Genomic DNA, 21,707 nt, shown 5'->3' with positions numbered 1-21,707 from the left:
CCCATCCCCGGCAAATACGGTCGTCCGGAGCAGCAACAAACAAACTATTAGAATTATTTTTCTCATCGTTTTTTAATATAACGTCTTGGAACCAACTATGCTATCGCAAAAAACTACATCCGGTTATCGCGTTGCACCGTACGATAAAGTAACTCAAGCTCGCGTTCGGTTTTCTCCATTTTCAGGCGTTTATTCAATAGATACACAAAAAGCAGAGTAAATGCGGCAAGGCAAAACATCAACACCAAACGCATTTCCGGTGCCAAACCCGAACCTTCGCTAAATTTGACATTGACGTGATCCGCCATGCACAAAAAAATTATAATCAAAAAAACGTATGTCCGACGGGTCCACATACGTCTCCGTTTTTTTAACAGCAATATTTAGTATTTTCGTTCAAATAATTCAGCCGATGATTCAATGGGTTTTTATTGCCATACTGATCACCGCTTCCGCCCTATTTGAGGCGCTCAATCGCAAAACAATAGGACACCGTTTTCCCGCTTGTCTGCGCAGACACGGTATTATTTAACAACAAAATCAAAGCTAGATCATGCGATAGTGCGCTTCCACAAATACGCCAGTGAACCCACTCCATTTTCGACATGCTATTCGGATCAACATGTATCATCCCCACAATGCCGGACATGATTTTATCTTGTAGTATTGATGTTTTTAAATTGTATCATTTTTGCCCATTAATCATCAAAAAATATCCCCATTTTTTGGATAATTTTTTTCTTAATGAAAAGGGCATCAATTTACCAAAAGGATGAAAGGGAAATTTTTCAAACTCAATGGGATTGCTAGTAACATCAATGTGCAGGTGTTTAAATTTTTCAAACAATTTGGCGCCTGTCGTTCGTGTATACGCTTTAGCCAGTGGTGAGCCGCCTCGATTTGAGTCATGGTTATCCGTATGATAATTCAACGCTTCTTGAATGCTACAAAATGTTTTTAATCCTTTTTGCCATCGAAAGAAGGAATGTTTAATGTGGTAGTCCCATCTTACTCGAATCGAATTCATATGATAAACCATAACAAGAAATTTACCGCCCGGCTTTAGCACTCTATAAATTTCATCACATACCTTTTCGGTCTGTGGCGTATGATGGATAACCCCATGTGAAAAAACAAAATCAAATTGATTATCCCCATAAGGCAAACTTTCTGCATTTCCTAATACAACATCGGCGTTAAGATTAAACATGGATTTTCGAAATTGAGCTGCAGCAAAATGAAAATCACTAAGATCAATTCCAAAATAATTAGCTCCATTTTCACAAAAACATTGCATCATAGTGCCCATTCCGTATCCAATTTCCAGAACACTCTTATTCTTGATCACCTCATTATAGTCAATATAATCGGAGTAGAGTTTTTTGCCATCACCATTATAACAATTGACAGCCTTTTTATAAAATTTTTGATCAATCTGCGCAAGCAAATCTTTCGAAAGGTTTTTAGTCGGAAAATTGTATGCCATTGGATGACTTGACCAAAATTGCTTTACGTCATTAACCAAGGTTTGTTCTTCCTTCATGAATCTATCCTTTTTTTGTTTTAATATAAGTAGTTTGAATTTTTTATTTTGAGTTAAAAAGATCAACTGAAAATTTCATCTTTGCTGATTGAGCAGTCGTAGCGCTCAATTTATACGCTGACAGTCGTTTGTATATCTGTAAATGTCAGATTGACCGTAACCGGGGCATTCCGCAGTTTATAATTTACGCCGGCTTGCAATGATAACGGCAGGCTTTCTTTATAGCTTGCTGCAAAAGTCCGCCCTTGTAGTGTTGCAAGGCCTGCCGGATTGTACATAAACGTTGTTGCGTCACCGGGTTGAGCGACAAACACATCGCCGAGTCCCGTCGCGCGGGCCGTCACGCCGACACGCAAAAATTGATACCCATCCCCGGCAAATACGGTCGTCCGGAGCAACAACAAACAAACTATTAGAATTATTTTTCTCATCGTTTTTTAATATAACGTCTTGGAACCAACTATGCTATCGCAAAAAACTACATCCGGTTGTCGCGTTGCACCGTACGATAAAGTAACTCAAGCTCTCGTTCGGTTTTCTCCATTTTCAGGCGTTTATTCAATAAATACACAAAAAGCAGAGTAAATGCGGCAAGGCAAAACATCAACACCAAACGCATTTCCGGTGCCAAACCCGAACCTTCGCCCCCCGCCATGACGGGTGCCGGATGCTGTGTGCGCCACCAGCGAATCGAAAAATAAACCAGCGGAACATCTACAAATCCCACGATGCCGACGACGGCTGAAAGGCGTCCCCGCTTGAGCGGATCGTCAATGTATGCCCGTAACATCGTGTATGCGAGGTATATAAGCCACAGTACCAACGTCAATGTCAGGCGCGCATCCCACGTCCACCAAATGCCCCACACCGGTTTAGCCCAAATCGGCCCGGTCACCAATACGATCGTACAAAAAAGCAAACCGATTTCTGCCGAACATACGGCCATGGCGTCCCATTTGTCATCCCGCTTGATCAGATACATGATGCTCGCGACAAAAACAAAACCAAACGCTAAAAATGAAACCCACGCGGCGGGCACATGAAAATAAAACACGCGTTGAATGATACCCATGGTCTTTTCATTGGGAACCCAAATAAATGTCAGATACAGCGCCGCCAGCATAACCACCAACATAGCCGCATCAAGAATTTTTTCACCGACACCATTTTTCATATTCTTCACCTTCTCAGTAACTTAAGGCATACATTACAATATTCGCCGCAAACCGAAGTGCCTCCGCTTGTTTTTCAGGATGGTCTTCGGGAAATACTTCCGGCCCTTCGAGGCCGTCGCTGATATCCGTATTTTTAGAATAAAAACAAATTAATCGCCCTTTCCAAAACAATCCGTAACCTTGCGGAGGGCCCCCATCGTGTTCGTGTATTTTCGGCATACCATTGGGGAACCGTGATCCGATCGAATAAATCGGATGTGAAAAAGGAATCAGTGTAAAATCAAGTTCCGGAAACACACGCTTCATCTCACGCCGAAAATACGGATCAATACCATAATCATCATCGCACCAAAGAAAGCCGCCGCCGGTCAGAAAACGACGCAATTGGCGAACATCATCATCGCTGAATTTGACGTTGCCGTGACCGGCCATATACAAAAAGGTATAATCAAAAAGCCGGATATCCGACGGATCCACGTAGGTTTCCGTTTTTTCAACGGCAATATTGGTATTATCACTCAAATAACGCAGCAGGTGATTCAATGCGTTTTTATTGCCATACCAATCCCCGCCACCGCCGTATTTGAGACGCGCGATCGTAAAACGAGATGACGCGATTTTCCCATTGGCCTGCGCCGATACGGTATCGTTTAACACTAAGATCAAAAATAAAACATAAACAAACCGTATCATGCCGTTGCACGCTTCCACAAATAAGCCAGCGAACCCGCACCGGCTGTAATCATCACCACACTGATCAATTGCGCGCCGCTCAGGCCAAACGCCACTTTAGGATTGAGACGCATAAATTCGATAAAAAAACGCTCCATACCGGCAAGCATGAGATAAAGCGAAATGATGGAACCCGCAGGCAATTTACGTTTACTCATATGCCACAGGATCAAAAAAATTCCCGTTGAAATCAACGTTTCATACAACGGCGTCGGGTGGCAAAGCGTATTATCCGGAACGATCCCGTTCGGATATTGACGAGCGATCTCCGAGCCGTGAAAGGCCTGAGAAGGCGGAACGACACCGCGCGAATAATTTGTAGCCCAAGGCCCGTCCCACGGCAAACCGTAATCGCCGTCGCCCGAAAGATGGCATCCGATACGGCCGATACCATAACCAAGCGGTAGCGGGATCGCTATAAGATCCACGCCGCGCAAGACGGGGATTTTATTTTTCTTTAACAAATAGATAATGCTTATCGTCGCTAAAACAAAACCGCCATACCAGGTAAGTCCCGCGCCGCTAAACAACATCTCCATCGGATATTTTTTAAAACGTTCAAACGCTTCAAAAAAAAGATAATACAATTTGGAACCGGCTAAACCGGCAATCGCCGCGACAAGAATGATTTTTTCCGACAATTCTTCGGAATATCCGGCATTTTTGAACAACCGCCGCAGCACAAAACTGGAAGTAAGGAAAGCCGCCGCCATCATAAGCCCGAAGCTGTGAATGGGAATGCCACCGAAGATCGGTATTTCAAATAATGTAGGAATCATGGGCTATAACTTTTTTTTATAAATTATTTTTTGATACAATCAATACTATACATCGCGCATCACAACGACGTATCGGCAAATCGTTTTTTACGTTCAGTCGCCGCCTCTTTGATGTGTTTGGCCAGTTCAAAATCGCGTTTTTCCTCATCCGTTTCCACGATCAACGGCGGTATCATCGTCGGCGCACCGTCTTCATCCAGCGCGACCATATTAAAATAGGCCGTCGTACAATGTTTACGTTTTCCGGATAACGGATTTTCGGCATAGGCGTCAATACGAACGACCATCGAAGTTTTACCGACATATACCACCCGCGCAATTGTTTCCAACCGGTCTCCGACTTTGACCGGATTGCGAAAATCCACGGCTTCGGTGGACGCCGTCACCACCATGCGATGGCAATATTGTGTCGCAACAATGCCGGCCTGAATATCCATGATCGCCATGACCTTACCGCCAAACATCGTTCCGTGCGGATTGGTATCATTGGGAAATACAATATGCCAACTGCTGAGCGGCAATGAACGTTGGGCTTGCAAACGGTTATCCTTCATTAGAATTTTTGACTTTGTTCGTTGAGTTTATCCAAATCACGCTTGAGGCGCTCAAGGAATTCGCCATACTTAGCCCAATCACCGCGTTTGAGCGCATCTTGTGCGTTATTATAATTTTGCATCGCCGAGCGTGAAAGTTCACGCAGAGCCCGCGATTGATCCGACGACAAGCTGCTTGATACGTTATCGGTCGTTGCTTTATTCTCAGACATCGGTGCCACGGTACTCGAAGTTCCGAAGTCGCCGTAATTGCCACCGAAAATTTTTTCCAATCCGATTTCCAGATTGTCTTCCATAAAAATACTGTTGCCGTAGGCCACGATGACTTTTTTCAGTTCCGGCAGACGGCTTTGATTGGACTGCAGATACAGCGGTTCGACGTAGAGCAGCGAATTATTGATCGGAACAACGAGCATATTGCCGCGCGTCACCCGTGAACCTTGCTGATTCCACAGCGTAAGTTTTTCTGAAATCTCAGGCGTTTGATCTATACGGCTTTCGACCTGCATAGGACCGTACACCAGTTCCGTTTTGGGAAAACGGTACACCAGAAGTTTTCCGTAATTGTCCCCGTCACTGCGTACACAAAACCAGGCGATCATATTGGATTTGTTATTGGGCGTAAAAGGCAACAACGTGATAAACTCTTCTTTAGTTTCGCCCGGCAGGCGCATGATCATGTAATAACTCTCCATGGTCTGCACATCATCGCCGTATTTTTCCTGAGCGACATGCCACACGTCTTCTTTATTAAAAAACACATTGGCATCCGACACGTGATACGATGCGAAATGGGACGCCTGAATGTCAAACAAATCCTGCGGATAACGCACGTGTTTTTTGAGTTCGTCCGGCATGGTAGCGTACTCTTTGAACACCCCTTTGAACATTTTTCCGTAAACACGGATCAGCGGATCGCTGTCGGGTTGAAATGCATACAGATCGGTTTTGCCGTTGTACGCATCAATCACGACTTTGACGGAATTGCGGATATAATTGAAATAGCGTTTGCGTGCAAAAGCCCCGGAACCCACTCTTTCTTCCGACATAGCTGAGTACGGGTATTGATCCGTGATCGTATATCCATCCATCATCCAGTAAAGTCGTCCGTTCTCCGCCACGAGGTACGGATCGCGATCCCACCGGATATACGGCGCGATTTTTTCGACGCGATCGCGGATATTACGATAGTATAATACTTTACTTTGCGCCTGAATATAGTCGTTCAGCAGGAGATTAAATTTGTTAAAACGAATCGCAAAAAGCATCTTACGGGCAAAGCTGCCGATACTTACACCGGATTCTTCCTTGTACATCGTATGCTGATTGGATTCGCCCAAAGGATAGTCAAATTCTTCTTTCGAAGTTTTGACGATCACGTAATCCGATTCGTTCATCAGTTCACCGAAATAAATTTCCGGGCGATCTATTTTGATATTCACCGCTAATTCCGGCGGAATATTTTTGATGAAAAACTCCGGCTGACCTTCTTGTGTAACGACGTTGACCGGACTCATGACGATACCGTGGCCGTGGGTGTAGATAAAGGTCTTATTGATCCAATTTTCACTGGAACCGATTTTGTCGAGATTCATTTCACGTCCGGCCAACATGACCTGACGGTATTCGCCGTTGATCATGTAGCGATCAATGTCCACGTCATAAAAATTGTAATACGGACGTATCTCCTGAAGCTGCGAATACGAATCTTTGATCGGACGATAATCCCACAACGTGATATTTTTGATCGTGGAGGAATTGGCTTTCAAATCGGACGCTTTGAGCGATAATTCGTAGTTAAAATCCTGTTCGGTAATTTTATCCAATTCGTAGGCGCGACGCGTTTGGCGAATATTTTCTTCGATATAAGGTTTTTCTTTTTCGAGCGCGTTGGGGGTGACCACAAAACGATGAATCAGCCCGGGATACACGTTGAGCATGACAAAGCCGACGGCAAATTGGGCAACGCCGCCGATCACCGCAAACCGCCACGTCGCTTTGACAGCGCCCCATAATGCGGCGATCGCACCAAGTATGGCGACGGCAATCATCACACGGTAACCAAGCAGAACGGCATGCACATCCGTATACGATGCGCCGACTACCGTTCCGTTATCTTTGTAAAGGATATTGTACGCCGAAAAATAATTATCCACGGCGTAGATCAAAAGCAACATGGCGCCCAGTATCATCAGATGGCGTTTCACGACATCCGCGAGGCGAATTCCTTGCGGTTCGATATAAATCGCTTTACGGTAAAGATACGTAGCCAGCACAGCGATCATCGCGACGATCACCACGCCATACAACCATGATACGATACTCTGATAAAATGGCAGTTGGTAAATATAATAACCGATGTCTTTTTGAAACACACTGTCCGCCGTACCGAAGCTTTCACTATGCATGTATTGCAAAATGCGCATCCACTTGGCGGCCGGCGCACTGGACATGATATAACTTACAAAGATCAAAATGCCGAAAAATATTGTTTTGGCAGGTTTCGCAACAAGATTGAAGGGTTGTTGATACACACCGCCGGTCGGTGAAACGTACACGGCCTCCATTCGGGAAGCGATCCATATATTGACGCCGATCACAAGCCAAAATATCGCGAAGTATACCGCACCGACAATATATTCAGTCATATACATTCGCCAAAAGGCTTCTTCATACCCCATGGACTGAAACCACAACAGCTCGCTGTAAAAACTGACGTAACTGGATACGGCATAGTAGCCGAGTATCAATACGAAAAGGATAGTGGACAAACGACGCATATGCGTTGATTAGCTCCTTGTTAGGTTAGCAATACTTAGCTTCAAATTCCTTTGGTGTACTTACGATCATTGATGATATTAAGCAATGTAAACGCGGCCCGCACTCGGACCATCATTTCCGGATCAAACTTCATGGTATTATACAAAACCGGATATACGGTTTTTTCGACCATGACGGGATCGCGCAGGGAACCTAATCCGGCGAGCGCGACGGAACGCATGGAGTACTGATCGTCTTTTGCCCAGGCTTTGAGCCGATCCACCATTGTTTCGCCTTTCATCTGAGCCAAAACCCCGACGGCAATTTCGCGGACTTCGTCCACCGGATCTTCCAGCGCCGCTTCGATGAGCGGCAGTGTAGTCGTATCTTTGATCAATCCCAAAGCACCGATGGCACCGACCCGCACCCAATCGCCTTTACCGGTAACGGCCGATTTTACCAACGGCAAAATTTTAGCGCGGGATTCAGGTAATTTAGCTTCGCCGAGAGCAAGTAAGATATTACTCTGCGTATCTTCATCATAGGTATCCATTGCCTGTATCAAAACTTCGACGGCGCGCACTTCGTCGGCCGGCATCAAAGCGATCGCCGCGTTGACAACGACTTCTTCACGTCGTTGCGTTCGCAACATACCCCGCAGCATATCATAGGCTTGCGGTGAGGCGATTTTTCCTAATGCCTCGGCTGTTTTGGAACGTACGTAGGTGGAAGAATCCATCATAAATGGGCTCAGCCATGTCAGTGCATTGGGTGGCTTGACGGCGCCGATAAAATTAACCAATGCGACACGCGCCGCCAAGGGTGCATCGCGGTAGGCAAGCGCAATCTGAGGATCAGGGAATCGCGGATCAACCGATGAAATAGCAATGGCCAGTTTGGTTTTGATTTCACGCCGCTCTTGCTGAATCTCGGATTTTTCGTAGAACATCGTATCGCTTTCGATCGAATCCACGTATAGATGCATACGCTTGAGTACGCGGGCCACTAAGGTGTCACCGTACAAATCCCGCATGCGTACCATACCCATCGCGACATTTTCGCGCACAAAAAAATCAGAATGACCACGGAACCGAAGCAAGGCTTGAAATGCCGCACTGTCGTGCATCTGCGCCAGCGTTGCAACGGCTGTGCGCGTCACTTGCGGTTTCACACCGAGATCTGCCGATGCGATGGTTTCCGCCGCTGATGCCGAGCCGATGCGTCCCAAAGTCGTCAGCGTGGACGTTTTGACAAAATCATTTTTGTCTTTAAGACCAAGCTCAAATGTTTCCCAACAGTATTTTATAATAATATGGCGTGGCGGCAACTTGAGTTCACCGTACTGCGGCACGCATCCGTTTAACAACAAAATGAGGCTCAAAAATATATATATGGACGATCGTTTGTACACGTTTTTACTCCCTCCGTCTGCGCATAAAAAAGGCTTGCGCATGGGTAATTTTCTGTAGTATGTTGTCCTGCCCCATAGGGCGCACAATTGAAAATCAAAGTATAAACAATTTCCTCAAAAGTCAATTTTATCGGGCTTGCATGAACTCTGAAGGTACTAAGGGATCACCTTTTCCGCGCAGTAACCGGATATTGATCGTCGAAGACGACCCCGATACGATAAAAATCCTTCGTTTGTATTTTATCAAAGAAAAATTTGAAGTTGATGTAGCGGGCGATGGCGAAGAAGGTTTGTCTATTTTACGGCAACATCACCATGATATCGTGTTGAGCGACGTCATGATGCCCAAAATGGACGGCTACAAACTGTGCGAAGCCATTCGCAGCGATGATACGATCAAAATGACACCGATCGTGCTTGTTACGGCCAAAGTCGAATTGAGTGATAAACTCACCGGCCTGGAAAAAGGCGCGGATGCGTATCTGACCAAACCGTACAACCTTACCGAACTCCGCGCTCAAATCGCGTCTCTGCTCAAACTTCGCGAACTTCGTCTGGCTCTGACCAACCGTGAAAAAGAAATCGAACGCATTCGTACCTTGGAACAAACATTGATCGCGATTTCCCATCATATCAATAATGCCATCGCGCCGATTTCAGGACGTGCGCAGCTCACCGATCCCGCCGACGTCGAACAAGTACGCAAACTGATCGATGTGGCCTCCATAGGATGCCGTCGCATTTCCCGTACGATCAATCTTCTGAGCGACGTGGTCTCCGCGATGAAGCAAGCCTCCAACGATCAAGCGTTTGATCTCAATAAAACGACGATCAACGAGCTGCTCGAAAAATTCAAATCAAACGGCGATACGGACTTGCAATAGTCCATTTTTTGATTAACTTCATTCCCCGCAAAACTAAGATTTAGACTGAGTTTTGCTGTTATTAATTGAGTCATCTAACCATTTTTTATAAAAAACATGTCCGTACAGGAAGACCAAATCAACGGTAAAATTCTCGACTACCCCGGGCGCGTACCACCGCAGGCCACGGAAGTCGAAGAAGCTATTCTCGGCGCCATTTTGATTGATGAAACGGCATTTACCTCGATCATGGATTTTTTGGATGAATCCTGTTTCTACAAAGAATCCCACCGCATCATCTACGGCGTGATGAAAACATTGTATCTGCGGAGCGAGCCGATCGATGCGCTTACCGTAACCGAGGAACTTCGACGCTCCAACCAACTGGAACGCATCGGCGGAGCATACTTTATTACAGGTTTGACCAATAAAGTGCCCAGCGCCTCCAATATTGCTACCTACACCAAAATCGTTCTTGATAAATCCCGTTTACGTAAACTGATTACTGTCGGCGGACAAATCGTCAATATGGCGTTTCAGGAAACCGAAGACGTGGATACACTGATTGACACCGTCGAAAAACAAATTTTTGATATCGCTCAGGATAAGGCCAGCCAACAGTTTCGCCCGCTCAATGCGATCTTACACGATGCTTTTGAGCAAATGGATAATTATTACAATCGCCCGGGGGGACTGACCGGCGTTCCGTCAGGTTTTCAAAGTATTGACCATATCACCAACGGTTTTCAAGCTTCCAATCTGATCATCGTTGCCGCGCGGCCCGGTATGGGAAAAACGGCCCTGGTACTCAATGTCGCCCGCCATGCGGCGGTTTTGCATCAAAAAGCCGTAGGTATTTTTTCGCTCGAAATGTCTTCGACCGATCTTGTGACGCGTTTGCTTTGCGCGGAAGCAGAAGTGGACGCTCAACGCTTGCGTAGCGGCAATTTGCCGGATAAGGACTACCGCAAACTGCATACGAGTGTCAATAATCTGCATAAGGCGAATATCTTTATTGACGAAACGGCCGGTCTCAACATTCTTGATTTGCGTGCGCGGGCACGACGTCTCAAAGCAGAACATAATGTCGAACTTCTTATTATCGATTATCTCCAGCTGATCAATGCGTCGGTGCGTTCGGGTGCCAATCGTCAGGAAGAGGTGGCCTTGATCTCCCGTTCGCTGAAAGCGTTGGCAAAAGAATTATCCATACCCGTGATTGCCCTTTCACAGCTTTCGCGCGCTGTCGAGCAACGCGGAGGGGACAAGCGCCCGCAACTTTCCGATTTGCGCGATTCGGGTTCTATCGAACAGGATGCGGACGTCGTTATGTTCATCCATCGTGAAGATTATTACAATACGGCACAAGATTCCTTCAATCAATCCATGGTTACGGAAGCCGAGATTATCATCGCCAAACACCGCAACGGTCCGACCGACACGGCCAAACTCGGATGGGCGCGCAAGTTTACCAAATTTGTTCCGATGGATACGGCGCATGCGGGCATCGTACCGCCGCCATCTTCTCACGACGTTGAACCGGCATTCTGATCCATGTTACCCGCATCTCCGCTTGTCTCCGTCGTTATCCTCAACTATAATGGCCGTCGCTTCACCGACACGCTTTTCGAATCGCTCCGGCGTACTACATATCCCCATGTCGAATGGATCATGGTGGATAATGCATCCAGCGACGACAGCGTATCTTACACACGCGAAAAATTTCCCTGGGTTCGCATCATAGAAACAGGTGCCAATCTCGGCTATACGGGCGGCAATAACGTCGGGATCCTTCAAAGTAAAGGCGCCTACGTGGTACTCCTCAATAACGACGTCGAAGCCGATCCGGATTGGCTCACGCATTTGGTCAACGCTGCCGAGGCCGATGCATCGATTGCCGCACTCCAGCCCAAATTGCAATCCATGATCAACAAAGGTTTTTTTGAATACGCCGGGGCCAGCGGTGGTTTTATTGATCCCTGGGGATATCCCTTTTTACGCGGCCGGATATTTGATACCATCGAAAAGGATCACGGACAATACGATGACGTGCGGGATATTTTCTGGGCCAGTGGTGCGGCTTTGTTTTTACGCCGTTCGGCGCTGGATGAAATCGGCTTACTGGATGAAGACTTTTTTATGCACTTTGAAGAGATTGATTTATGCTGGCGATTGCATTGGGCGGGTTATCGCATACAGGTTATCCCTCAAAGCCGGATATATCATTACGTCAGCGCTTCTCTGCCTGCGGCCAATCTGCGCAAGTTGTATTGGAATCACCGCAACAGCCTTGTCGTATTGATCAAAAATTTACCTCGGCGCGGTTTCTGGCGAACCCTACTTTTTCGTTTTGTTCTGGACGGTATCGCGGCCATCCAAAGCCTTTTTCGCGGTGAGCCGCTCCGTATGTGGGCTGTTCTCAAAGCGCATTTTTGGATTTACGCGCATTGTATTTCATTGTCCAGTAAACGTAAGTTCGCCAAAAATCTTCATAAAACCGACGAAACCTCTTTCGCTCATCTCATATACCCTCGCAGCATCGTAGCGGATTACTTCTTGAAGAAGAAACGCGAATTTCATACTATGGGTTTTTGATTAAGGATTATGGTTTTTTCATGACGATATTGCTTTGGGGCGGAAGCGGCCAGCTGGGTAAAGACATTCAACGTGTATTAGCCGATCAACATCACGTTATAGCGATTAGCCGTTCGGAATGTGATATTTCCGATTCCGCACAGGTTCTAAGCACCACAGAAAAACATCGCCCGGATGCGGTCGTTAATTGCGCCGCCATGACGGATGTTCCCGGTTGCGAACTACATACGGAGGAAGCTTTTACCGTCAACGCGCTTGCCGCAAGACATATTGCGGATGCCAGCCGAATAGTGAATGCGTATTTGATACACATCAGCACCGATTATGTTTTCGACGGTAATAAAAAAACTCCGTACATCGAATCCGATCTTACGGCTCCGGTTAACACGTATGGCATCACCAAACTCGCCGGCGATCATTTTGTGAATGCATATCATCCGGCCGCAGCGGTGGTGCGCACATCGGGATTGTACGGGATATTCGAATGCCGCGGAAAAAAGACAAATTTTGTTGAGACCATGCTTCGGCTTGGCCGTGAACGCGCGATCGTAAAAGTCGTGGATGACGAAGTGCTGACGCCGACCTACACACGCGACTTGGCTGGGCAAATCGCACTGATGTTAAACGGCAAACCGGCGGGGATTTTTCATGCGACCAATGCCGGCGCTTGTTCGTGGTACGATTTTACGCAAACTATTTTTTCAATAGCCGGTTATACGACGCGCTTGGAGCGCACGACAGTCGCGGCCTTCGGCAGTCCTGTTCGCCGCCCGGCGTATTCGGTTTTAGAAAATGCCGCATTACAAAAACTCGGCATAGATCGTATGCGCCCCTGGCAAGATGCCTTGCGTGCTTATATGGCCGAACGATCCGACAAATAATATTTATTCATTTATAGGAGCGCTAACACAGAATGAACCGCTTTGCTTTTATCAACCGCATAACTGCCGCGATCGTATTTGCGGTGGCTTTCCTCGGCTATCTTTTTACGATTTCGCCGACACTTTCATATTGGGATTGTGGCGAATTTGCCGCAACGGCATACACTATGGCTATTCCCCACCCGCCCGGCTCGCCTCTGTTTCTTTTACTGGGTCGAATTTTTTCCATTCTGCCGACCTCCGGTATCGGTCACGCATTGGGTTTAGCCGTTACCGATTACGACATTGCTTTTCGTATCAATCTGATTTCAACATTTACCAGTGCTTTCGCCGTATTGTTTTTGTATCTGACGACAGTACGCCTGATCCTGCAGTGGAAAGAACGTCCGGAATCAACGTTTGGTTCGCTGAAAATCGTCATCGCTTCGGCCATCAGTGCACTTACGTTTGCATTCACCTATAGCCAATGGTTTAATGCGGTCGAATCGGAAGTCTATGCGGCTTCGATTTTTTGTACGGCGATCGTGACATGGCTGATCACGGTGTGGCTGGAAAAGCCGGATGATATCCACAGCGATGTATATCTTCTTCTGATCGCTTATATCCTCGGGCTCGCTATAGGTATTCACCTTTTGGTGATTCTTGCGTTGCCGTTTATTTTCTTCCTGATTTATACCAAAAAATTTGAAATCACTTTTTCCGGTTTTTTCAAATTTTTACTGATCGGTCTCATCGCGATGGGCGTGATTTACAAAGTATTTCTTTTCTATTCTATTCAAATTCCTTTTATGCTGGATCGTTTTGGTCTGAGCACGGTTTCCGTGTTCCTGATGTTTGCCGTGCTGATTTATCTTTCGTTTATTATGATCCGCAATAATAACCATAATGGCGCACTGATCGTCATTTCATCACTATTGATTTTTCTCGGATATTCGACGTATGCGACGATCATGATTCGCTCAGGACTCAACCCCAATGTGGATCAAAACGACCCTGATACGTGGAGCAAATTCATCAGCTACCTCAACCGTGAGCAATACGGCGAACTTGTGCTGTGGCCGCGTAACGCACCGATCTGGGAATATCAGATCAAAAAGATGTTTGTCCGTTATTTTAACTGGCAATTCATAGGTCGCCCGGACGAATACGCGTTGTCCCTTATTGATCACCTGCGCAATGCCATCGGTTGGAGTGTGGATAAATTGCAAGACACGCAAGAAGACCGCTACAGCTATATGTACACCGTGTTGAGCTTCCGCGGATTGTACGCGTTACCGTTCCTCGTCGGTATTTTCGGCATGATTCATCATTTCAGCAAAGACTGGAAACGTGCACTTTCGACGTTGGGACTTTTTATCATGACCGGCATCATGATCATTGTGTATGTCAATCAACCGGATCCTCAGCCACGCGAACGAGACTATTCGTATGTCGGCGCCTTCTTTGCATTTTCGATTTGGATCGGCATTGGTATTTATGCGATCTTTGAATTTATCGAAGAAAAATTTAAAGACAGCGACATGACGCGCATGCTGACATACGGCGTAACAGGTGTTGCCTTTGTACTGCTGCCGCTCAACATGTTTGTATACAACAAATTTTCTTCCAGCCGTCAGGGCAACTATGTGGCCTGGGATTATTCGTACAACTTGTTGGTGACCTGCGAACCGAATGCCATTCTCTACACGAACGGCGATAACGATACCTTCCCGCTCTGGTATTTACAGGAAGTCGAAAAAGTGCGCCCTGATGTACGTATCGTCAATCTGAGCCTCGTCAATACGGAATGGTATATCAATCAGATGAAAAACCTTGAACCCTTGTACCACATGCCGGACGGTACGACATTCAAAGCGCTCAAAGTACCTGTCGGATTTAGTGATCGCGAAATTTTGGGCGACCCCAAAATTCCCAATTCATCCATCCAGCCCATGCGCTGGGACCGCCGTGACTTTGCGCTCGATGTTCCCAAAGACGTGTACTGGAAAGATTGGGTCGAATCCGGCCGCAAGCTTCCCGCCGGTTACGATACGATGACCGTTCCTAAAATGAAATTCACCGTCGAACCGACCATCCAAGGTCGCGGGTTACGTGTACAGGATCTGATGGTGCTGGATATTCTTTTTGCTAATAAATTTGAACGCCCGATTTATTTTGCTATCACTGTTAGCAATGACAATATGTGCGGTCTGGATAAATACCTGCGCATGGACGGTCTGGCGATGAAACTTGTCGGTGTGCCAGGCACCGATATGTCTATTGATCACATGTATGAAAACACATTCAAGAAATACAAATACCGTAATATGAACAATCCGAACGTGGCGTATGACGATAACGTTCGGCGATTGACACAAAACTACCGCACGCTGTACCTGCGTATGGCCGAATATTATCGTACACAAAAAAACATGTCCTCCGGATTGCATACACAGATTGATGACGCGTATCCGGCCGAATTTACGACCAATCAGAAAATTGTTGCGATTTTAGATTCGATGGAAAAAACGATTCCACAAAACGTCATTCCTGTACGCGACTACCGTCTGAAACTGGCGATCGGTCAGTTTTATTCGGATGCGGGCAAACCCGAAAAATTGCGTGAGGCCGCAGAAGATATTCTCGCTAACGAGAAAGCCGTGCGTCTAGACCCGCCCGGTAAACTGCGTGTGGCCGCCATGTTTCTTTTCAATCTGAAAGACGCGGAACGCGCTAAAAAAATACTCGAGCCGATGTCGCAGGCCGATCCGACCAACCCCGAAATTCTCGGGTATTATACGATGGCGCTCGAACAGCTTGGCGAATACGCGCAAGCGGCTCAGGTTTTGGAACAGTGGATAGCTTTCAATCCGAAAGATGTACAGGCACAGGCTAAGCTCAATGAACTGAAATCCAAAATCAAACCGTAAGACCATGCCCGTGACATGGCGAAAATACATATGGACGGTTTTAAAAATCGCCGTAAGCTTGGGCTTGATGTATTGGGCTGTACGGAGTATTGATTTAACGGCGATGATAACGATTTGGCAATCCATCAACGTTAATTGGATATTAGCATCATTTATACTTCTTACATTGAGTTATCTGCTTGGTGCATGGCAGTGGCAGAGCATATTAGCGATCGGTGATATCCGATTGAAATACCCGACGGTCGTTGGGTATTATTATGTGGGACTTTTTTTTAATAATTTTCTCATAAGCGGTATGGGGGGTGATGTGTTGCGAGTGTATGATATTCATCGCCATACCGCTGATCCGCAACGCCTTTCACCGGCTTTGGCCGTCGTTTTTTTTGATCGTTTCGTGGGTTTATTGATCCTTATTTTATATGCGTGCATTTCCGGTATTTTTTTAATTGGTCAAGGTGAATCTTTGCGAATGTTTTTTGCCATCACCGGGCTTTTACTCCTGTGGATATTCGGTTTGATTCTTCTTTTTCACCGCCCTTTGGCCGTATTTCTCCTAACACCGCTGGCATGGCTCGTACCTAAACGGTTAAGAATGCGGGTTGATCATCTTTACAGTGAATTGAATCGTTTTCGTACAGCACCGCGACTTTTGATGCGCGTTTTTCTGATTGCAGGCGGAGTGCAAATGCTTCGCATCATCGCTATAGCGGCCATCGGCCGTGCGCTGGGCGATACATCTTCGTTGATGTTTTACATCCTGTTTGTACCCATGATTTCACTGGCAGCCAGTTTGCCCATTTCCATCGGCGGCACGGGCCCCCGCGAACAAACCACAGTATTTCTTTTTCGCAAAATCGGTGTTTCTTCAGAGATCGCTTTTTCGATCGGTTTCGTAACGTATCTTTTATCTGCCGTTTCAACTTTGCCCGGTGGTTTTATTTTTATGCTGAGAAAAAATAAAGCGGAACATGCCGTCGTATCGTAAACTGCTTTTCGTTGTATTATTTTTAGGAAGTTGTAAACCGACACAAACAGAGGCCATCGGAGGAACGGACACGCTTATTCTTTTTTGTGACAGTACGTTATCCCCGGTCATTACGGCTTCGCTTCATAAAACATGGTTCATGCCGAGAGCTGAGACGGCTTTTGATGTACAGCATCAAACTATGGATCAATTCACCGTTTACCGTCATTTCCGATACCTGCTCTTTGCCGGATCGCTCGACGCTCATGATGCTGTTTCAAAATGGATACGTTCCACCCTTTCGCCCGATGATGAAAAAGCCGTCCGCGAAGGTCAATTATGGATTCTGGAAAAAGAATCACCCTGGGCGCAAGGACAAATGATATGGGTTTTATGCACTCCGGATTACGAAACTATGGCCCGTCGCTGCGCAACTGAAGGAGTAATGCTGCATCGGCGTTTGGAAGAAAAACGACGTGAACAGGAAATGGCCATGACGCAACATGATCATTTTAGCACTTTGCCTGTCCCCAACGCGGACGCCGATACTTTTTATCTATATGACGGCTTCTCACAACAGCCTGCGCCGCTGCCGAAAACTTTTTTTTGGTACCGATCAACTGAACGCTTTCAAGAATGGATTTTGTTTAGTACATTTACAGGCGATTCGGATAACACATCAACATCGCTCGGCGGACATACTCAGAAGTTACTTAATGCACTGCCGGATTCTTTGCAATACCGCGATGACTTTATTACGAGCGATACCTTGTACACAACATCCGGTCCTTTGTTACGAATGTGTGCCGTTTGGACTACAAAAAATCGCACTAATGCATTTGGCGGGCCACTTTGGTTATATGCGTCATTGACACCGACGAATAAACCAAAAAAAATAGGCGTCGCATTGGCTTTCGGACCTCAGAATGAAAGAAAACATCCGGCTATGCGCCGATTGGAAAATTTAATAATTTATAATCTTACTCGTTCGTATGAATAACCGCATCTTTACCATCTCCAATATTCTCAGCATGCTGCGAATCGTATTCGCCGTACCGATACTTTATTTTTTACATCAGGGTATCGAAGATCCGACGGCCAACATCTACGCACTGATCACTATATTGATCGCCGGTTTTACGGATTTATTTGATGGCTATTTGGCGCGCCGATTGGATCAAGTCACGGAATTGGGGAAAATCATTGACCCCCTTGCCGACAAAATCGTTTCGGCGATTATTTTGGTTTATCTTGCTCTGATCAGGCCCGATTTTCCCTTGTGGTTGCTGATCGTGGCAATCGTACGCGATGTGGTAATTTTTACGGCGGCAATGTACGTCAAACAAAAATACAACTATCTTTTTACTTCCAATATGCTCGGAAAATGGGCGTTTACAGTGCTGGGGCTTACATTTGCTATTTTCGTAGTGCGAAACAATTTTAGTATCGAATGGCTTTTCCAGTCGTTCCTCTGGCTTACGTTTATTATGTTAATTTTATCTTTTTACGTTTACGCGCAGCGGTTATGGGTATTCATGCAAAACCAACGGAAAAAAGCATGAAATATTTTATTATCACATTACTTTGTTTGCTGACGATTACCGAACTGTCCTACACACAGGTTCGCGGCGGAAGTCGAAATCGTATCGATAAAAAAAATAACGCCTCCGATGATCCGCAAGTAGCTTTTCGAATGGCTTTTAAAGCTTACAAAGAAAAAGATATTCCCAAAGCTCAAAAATTATTAAAAAATACATTAGACAAACATCCAACGCATGTATTGAGTCTTATTCTGATTTCTAAAATTTTGATGGAACAGGATGATCTGAAATCAGCAAAAAAATTCATTAAGACCATCCCTGAATCCGAATACCACCGTCCTGCGGTTGCACGTACACTGGCTGAAATCGCTTATCGCAACGGTAAACCGCTTAAGGCTTTACAAATAATCAATCGGGCTCAATCGGATAACGCATCGTCCGACGATGCGGAGTTTTTTGATAACCCCCATCAAGATATCGCATCGTTTAAGAAGCAACTCCTGGCCTCTACACGACAAAGCCAGCGCAAGGAAATGCCATACGCAAAAGAAAAACCGGCAACGGAAACACATCTTACGATCCCCGACGACTTGCCTACGGTTGCGTCCGAACGTCGTTTACGACTGGCGATTTTTTCTTTATCCGTTGCACCTTCTTTGAATGACACAACACTCGGATCTTCGACGGCGTCGTACCTCACTACAGCCGCCGTGCAAACGCAATGTTTCAGAGTGGTCGAACGTGAAAATTTAGAAAAAATTATGACCGAACAGGATTTTCAAATGACGGACGCCGTCGATGCGGAAACAGCGGTTGAAACCGGTTATATCATGGGTGTGGATGCAATCCTTGTAGGAAACATACGCCCGATGGCGCAAGGTTACGAAGTAGATGGACGCTTGATCCGGGTAGAAACCGGTGAAATAATTGCTGCGACGAATCAAAGTATTTCATCCGTATCGCAGGTACGACAATCCGCTGCCAATCTTATGTTTGACTTGACCCGTGCGGCGTATAAATAATTTGTTGCTTGTATCGGGTAAATTAATTATATAATAAATGTCACACCACAAACGGTTCTGCGTTTGCGAATACATTTAACCTTTCACAAAAAAAATATATGATCGTTGAAAAAATCCGGGAATTGGCGGAGGATTTGCGTCGTACGCATCAGGATCTGCGCGTTATGCAATCGGATATGCGAATGCAGGATGGCGCGTACGCGCGCGAAGCCGACATTGACCGTGTCATCTCCGACCTCACCACATTCAAGTTGAATGTGACGTATCTGCGCCTTAAAGCCGGCGAACTCGTTCAGCGGAATAATCTTGAGTTCTCAGAAGTGCGCGAAGAAGTTCGTTACTTTGCAACCTACCTCAAACATGCCTCTGACACATTTGATGAAATCTGTAACAGTATGGCCTACGGAGGTCGTTCCGGCGATGATGCCGCCATGCAAAAAACCGGCGAAGAATTACTCATCCTACAACGCCACCTTCAGGAAATGAACGAGCACCTTTTAGTCATTAATTCGAAATTAGGAAAGACTTCATAACTTTTATGTACGAAAAACCCATGAAACAGAGCAAAAAAGTACAAATCGCAAGCGAAAGCGCCGTCAAAGTGACCACCCATCGTATAACGGACGACTTAGCCAGCGTGGAAATTGACGACAAGATGATGACGGAAGAACACATGAAAATGCTCGAAAAGGCCGTCCATGAATTGCTTGCCGAAAATTATCACTCGATCATATTGGATCTTACCAAACTCAAACGGATCAATAGCACCGGACTTGGTAAATTTATTAACCTCTACAAAGCCGCAGCAGATAAAGACGGCATCATGAAAATCGGCGGTGTTTCTGACTTTGTTCGCAATGTACTCACCAGTACTAAACTTAACGAGATTTTCGAAATTCATAATACACTGGACGATGCCATCAAAAGTTTTCAGACATCCGGCGCATAAGATGCTCTTAAATTATTTTTAAAATAAAAACGCGGGGTTTATGCTCCGCGTTTTTTATTCGAAATATTTTCAGAAAAACCTTCGCTATCGCTTCCAAAAAATATTATTTGAATTTGTATCTTCATTTTATATCTTTGCACCGCTTTTTATATATGTTCAACGGGCCGTTAGCTCAGCGGTTAGAGCAGGGGACTCATAATCCCTTGGTCCGGGGTTCAAATCCCTGACGGCCCACCATAAAACCTTAAGTTGTATGCTTAAGGTTTTGTTATTTGCACAACTGGTTTAACAATTCCCCTCCCATAAAAAATATTACAAAACCGCATTAACATGTAGGCCATTTTTACTTTAATATTCTATTATTTTAGAATTGATAAAATCAAACCGGAGAAAATATGCGTTTTAGTCAAATTGTATCGTTGTTTTTAATTGTTAGTTTTGTCAGTTTTACCGCATGCGACTCTAGTAGTGAGTCAACGGTCGACAATTCCGAACAAAAACCTGTTCTTTCGCTCACCCAACACGATTCCACGATTTTAACTAATGCTTTTGTCAACAGCTCATGGTATGAATTTGGTCCACGCCTTCGTTTTTTAAAAGATGGAGCGATCACAGGGCTTGGCATGATGATGCCCGATTCCGGATCATACGAAGTTACGCTTTGGGATTTATCGGATACGAGCATTGTCACTACAGTGACGATCGCTGCGGACTCCGGAGAGTTAAAATACGTTGCAATTGATCCTGTCCAAGTGCAGACAGACGACCGTTATTCGGTTACCATTTTATCTAATGATTGGTATTGGTTTGAAGACATTTCAGGCAAAAACAACTTTTTACCTCAGACATTCGATAACGTAATGATTGAAGATTACGCTTACATATCCGGCTCGACGCACCAGTTCCCTACCGACGTGTTTACCGATTATTTGGCTGGAATTCAGGATATTATTTTTGTTCCGGAGAAATAGTCAAAATTTATTTGCCTTCCTGCGTACTACAGTTTACAGATCAGATTCAAATTCGAAT

Annotated in this window: 21 protein-coding genes and 1 tRNA gene; 13 read left to right on the top strand and 9 right to left on the bottom strand. The window is 45.6% G+C overall.

Annotated elements, in window-relative coordinates; all coding sequences use genetic code 11:
- Positions 1 to 113: 113 nt before the first annotated feature.
- The 9 genes from HUU58_12160 to HUU58_12120 form a co-directional block, all read right to left on the bottom strand.
- The gene (locus HUU58_12160; GenBank protein ID NUN46424.1) at positions 114 to 329 is read right to left on the bottom strand and encodes a hypothetical protein; all 216 of its coding nucleotides are present in this window, start codon (positions 327 to 329) and stop codon (positions 114 to 116) included.
- Positions 330 to 685: 356 nt separating this feature from the next.
- Positions 686 to 1,543 carry a class I SAM-dependent methyltransferase gene (locus HUU58_12155; protein ID NUN46423.1) on the bottom strand — a complete coding sequence of 286 codons (858 nt, stop codon included), beginning with the start codon at positions 1,541 to 1,543 and terminating at the stop codon, positions 686 to 688.
- 110 nt (positions 1,544 to 1,653) lie between these two features.
- Positions 1,654 to 1,974 (bottom strand): hypothetical protein, encoded by a 321-nt coding sequence (locus HUU58_12150; GenBank protein NUN46422.1) that lies wholly within the window; start codon positions 1,972 to 1,974, stop codon positions 1,654 to 1,656.
- 47 nt (positions 1,975 to 2,021) lie between these two features.
- Positions 2,022 to 2,717: a cytochrome c biogenesis protein CcsA gene (ccsA, locus tag HUU58_12145; protein ID NUN46421.1), complete on the bottom strand. Its 696-nt coding sequence runs from the start codon at positions 2,715 to 2,717 to the stop codon at positions 2,022 to 2,024.
- A 13-nt stretch (positions 2,718 to 2,730) separates the two neighbouring features.
- The gene (locus tag HUU58_12140) at positions 2,731 to 3,411 is read right to left on the bottom strand and encodes a DUF4159 domain-containing protein (GenBank protein ID NUN46420.1); all 681 of its coding nucleotides are present in this window, start codon (positions 3,409 to 3,411) and stop codon (positions 2,731 to 2,733) included.
- Positions 3,408 to 4,229, bottom strand: coding sequence for a prolipoprotein diacylglyceryl transferase (gene lgt / locus HUU58_12135; GenBank protein ID NUN46419.1), 822 nt, complete (start codon positions 4,227 to 4,229; stop codon positions 3,408 to 3,410). Before lgt ends, HUU58_12140 begins: the two co-directional genes overlap by 4 nt.
- 59 nt (positions 4,230 to 4,288) lie before the next feature.
- Positions 4,289 to 4,768: an acyl-CoA thioesterase gene (locus tag HUU58_12130; protein ID NUN46418.1), complete on the bottom strand. Its 480-nt coding sequence runs from the start codon at positions 4,766 to 4,768 to the stop codon at positions 4,289 to 4,291.
- Positions 4,769 to 4,782: 14 nt separating this feature from the next.
- On the bottom strand, positions 4,783 to 7,563 hold the full coding sequence (locus tag HUU58_12125; GenBank protein NUN46417.1) for a UPF0182 family protein: 2,781 nt from the start codon (positions 7,561 to 7,563) through the stop codon (positions 4,783 to 4,785).
- A gap of 41 nt (positions 7,564 to 7,604) precedes the next feature.
- Entirely contained in the window at positions 7,605 to 8,894 is a 1,290-nt protein-coding gene (locus HUU58_12120) for a HEAT repeat domain-containing protein (protein NUN46416.1), read from the bottom strand.
- Between the two features lie 200 nt (positions 8,895 to 9,094).
- On the opposite strand from HUU58_12120, the gene HUU58_12115 reads away from it, so the two are divergent.
- From HUU58_12115 to HUU58_12055, 13 genes are all read left to right on the top strand, one after another.
- Positions 9,095 to 9,838: a response regulator gene (locus HUU58_12115; GenBank protein NUN46415.1), complete on the top strand. Its 744-nt coding sequence runs from the start codon at positions 9,095 to 9,097 to the stop codon at positions 9,836 to 9,838.
- A gap of 129 nt (positions 9,839 to 9,967) precedes the next feature.
- Positions 9,968 to 11,368, top strand: a complete 1,401-nt coding sequence (gene dnaB / locus HUU58_12110; GenBank protein ID NUN46414.1) for a replicative DNA helicase — start codon at positions 9,968 to 9,970, stop codon at positions 11,366 to 11,368.
- A 3-nt stretch (positions 11,369 to 11,371) separates the two neighbouring features.
- Positions 11,372 to 12,412, top strand: coding sequence for a glycosyltransferase family 2 protein (locus HUU58_12105; GenBank protein NUN46413.1), 1,041 nt, complete (start codon positions 11,372 to 11,374; stop codon positions 12,410 to 12,412).
- A 20-nt stretch (positions 12,413 to 12,432) separates the two neighbouring features.
- The gene (gene rfbD, locus HUU58_12100) at positions 12,433 to 13,293 is read left to right on the top strand and encodes a dTDP-4-dehydrorhamnose reductase (GenBank protein ID NUN46412.1); all 861 of its coding nucleotides are present in this window, start codon (positions 12,433 to 12,435) and stop codon (positions 13,291 to 13,293) included.
- A gap of 32 nt (positions 13,294 to 13,325) precedes the next feature.
- On the top strand, positions 13,326 to 16,202 hold the full coding sequence (locus tag HUU58_12095; GenBank protein NUN46411.1) for a DUF2723 domain-containing protein: 2,877 nt from the start codon (positions 13,326 to 13,328) through the stop codon (positions 16,200 to 16,202).
- 4 nt (positions 16,203 to 16,206) lie between these two features.
- The gene (locus tag HUU58_12090) at positions 16,207 to 17,187 is read left to right on the top strand and encodes a flippase-like domain-containing protein (protein NUN46410.1); all 981 of its coding nucleotides are present in this window, start codon (positions 16,207 to 16,209) and stop codon (positions 17,185 to 17,187) included.
- Entirely contained in the window at positions 17,171 to 18,166 is a 996-nt protein-coding gene (locus tag HUU58_12085; GenBank protein NUN46409.1) for a hypothetical protein, read from the top strand. The genes HUU58_12090 and HUU58_12085 overlap by 17 nt, the downstream gene beginning before the upstream one ends.
- The gene (locus HUU58_12080; protein NUN46408.1) at positions 18,159 to 18,728 is read left to right on the top strand and encodes a CDP-alcohol phosphatidyltransferase family protein; all 570 of its coding nucleotides are present in this window, start codon (positions 18,159 to 18,161) and stop codon (positions 18,726 to 18,728) included. The genes HUU58_12085 and HUU58_12080 overlap by 8 nt, the downstream gene beginning before the upstream one ends.
- Positions 18,725 to 19,729, top strand: coding sequence for a tetratricopeptide repeat protein (locus HUU58_12075; protein ID NUN46407.1), 1,005 nt, complete (start codon positions 18,725 to 18,727; stop codon positions 19,727 to 19,729). The genes HUU58_12080 and HUU58_12075 overlap by 4 nt, the downstream gene beginning before the upstream one ends.
- 98 nt (positions 19,730 to 19,827) lie before the next feature.
- Positions 19,828 to 20,262, top strand: coding sequence for a hypothetical protein (locus tag HUU58_12070; protein ID NUN46406.1), 435 nt, complete (start codon positions 19,828 to 19,830; stop codon positions 20,260 to 20,262).
- A gap of 20 nt (positions 20,263 to 20,282) precedes the next feature.
- Positions 20,283 to 20,678 carry an STAS domain-containing protein gene (locus tag HUU58_12065; GenBank protein NUN46405.1) on the top strand — a complete coding sequence of 132 codons (396 nt, stop codon included), beginning with the start codon at positions 20,283 to 20,285 and terminating at the stop codon, positions 20,676 to 20,678.
- 161 nt (positions 20,679 to 20,839) lie between these two features.
- Positions 20,840 to 20,915 (top strand) — tRNA-Ile (locus HUU58_12060).
- A 158-nt stretch (positions 20,916 to 21,073) separates the two neighbouring features.
- Positions 21,074 to 21,649 (top strand): DUF4082 domain-containing protein, encoded by a 576-nt coding sequence (locus tag HUU58_12055; GenBank protein NUN46404.1) that lies wholly within the window; start codon positions 21,074 to 21,076, stop codon positions 21,647 to 21,649.
- Positions 21,650 to 21,707: the final 58 nt, after the last annotated feature.

The organism is bacterium (genome assembly GCA_013360215.1).
Taxonomy (GTDB): Bacteria; CLD3; CLD3; order SB21; family SB21; genus JABWCP01.
Note: the sequence above shows the minus strand (reverse complement) of the source record. Positions and strands in the feature narration are given on the sequence as shown.

What these genes read in the sequence shown, in the direction of transcription:
- HUU58_12155 (NUN46423.1), bottom strand. Translation starts at nt 1,543, where the DNA reads ATGAAGGAAGAACAAACCTTGGTTAATGACGTAAAGCAATTTTGGTCA.
- HUU58_12150 (NUN46422.1), bottom strand. Translation starts at nt 1,974, where the DNA reads ATGAGAAAAATAATTCTAATAGTTTGTTTGTTGTTGCTCCGGACGACC.
- ccsA (NUN46421.1), bottom strand. Translation starts at nt 2,717, where the DNA reads ATGAAAAATGGTGTCGGTGAAAAAATTCTTGATGCGGCTATGTTGGTG.
- HUU58_12140 (NUN46420.1), bottom strand. Translation starts at nt 3,411, where the DNA reads ATGATACGGTTTGTTTATGTTTTATTTTTGATCTTAGTGTTAAACGAT.
- lgt (NUN46419.1), bottom strand. Translation starts at nt 4,229, where the DNA reads ATGATTCCTACATTATTTGAAATACCGATCTTCGGTGGCATTCCCATT.
- HUU58_12125 (NUN46417.1), bottom strand. Translation starts at nt 7,563, where the DNA reads ATGCGTCGTTTGTCCACTATCCTTTTCGTATTGATACTCGGCTACTAT.
- HUU58_12115 (NUN46415.1), top strand. Translation starts at nt 9,095, where the DNA reads ATGAACTCTGAAGGTACTAAGGGATCACCTTTTCCGCGCAGTAACCGG.
- HUU58_12105 (NUN46413.1), top strand. Translation starts at nt 11,372, where the DNA reads ATGTTACCCGCATCTCCGCTTGTCTCCGTCGTTATCCTCAACTATAAT.
- rfbD (NUN46412.1), top strand. Translation starts at nt 12,433, where the DNA reads ATGACGATATTGCTTTGGGGCGGAAGCGGCCAGCTGGGTAAAGACATT.
- HUU58_12095 (NUN46411.1), top strand. Translation starts at nt 13,326, where the DNA reads ATGAACCGCTTTGCTTTTATCAACCGCATAACTGCCGCGATCGTATTT.
- HUU58_12090 (NUN46410.1), top strand. Translation starts at nt 16,207, where the DNA reads ATGCCCGTGACATGGCGAAAATACATATGGACGGTTTTAAAAATCGCC.
- HUU58_12085 (NUN46409.1), top strand. Translation starts at nt 17,171, where the DNA reads ATGCCGTCGTATCGTAAACTGCTTTTCGTTGTATTATTTTTAGGAAGT.
- HUU58_12080 (NUN46408.1), top strand. Translation starts at nt 18,159, where the DNA reads ATGAATAACCGCATCTTTACCATCTCCAATATTCTCAGCATGCTGCGA.
- HUU58_12075 (NUN46407.1), top strand. Translation starts at nt 18,725, where the DNA reads ATGAAATATTTTATTATCACATTACTTTGTTTGCTGACGATTACCGAA.
- HUU58_12070 (NUN46406.1), top strand. Translation starts at nt 19,828, where the DNA reads ATGATCGTTGAAAAAATCCGGGAATTGGCGGAGGATTTGCGTCGTACG.
- HUU58_12065 (NUN46405.1), top strand. Translation starts at nt 20,283, where the DNA reads ATGAAACAGAGCAAAAAAGTACAAATCGCAAGCGAAAGCGCCGTCAAA.
- HUU58_12055 (NUN46404.1), top strand. Translation starts at nt 21,074, where the DNA reads ATGCGTTTTAGTCAAATTGTATCGTTGTTTTTAATTGTTAGTTTTGTC.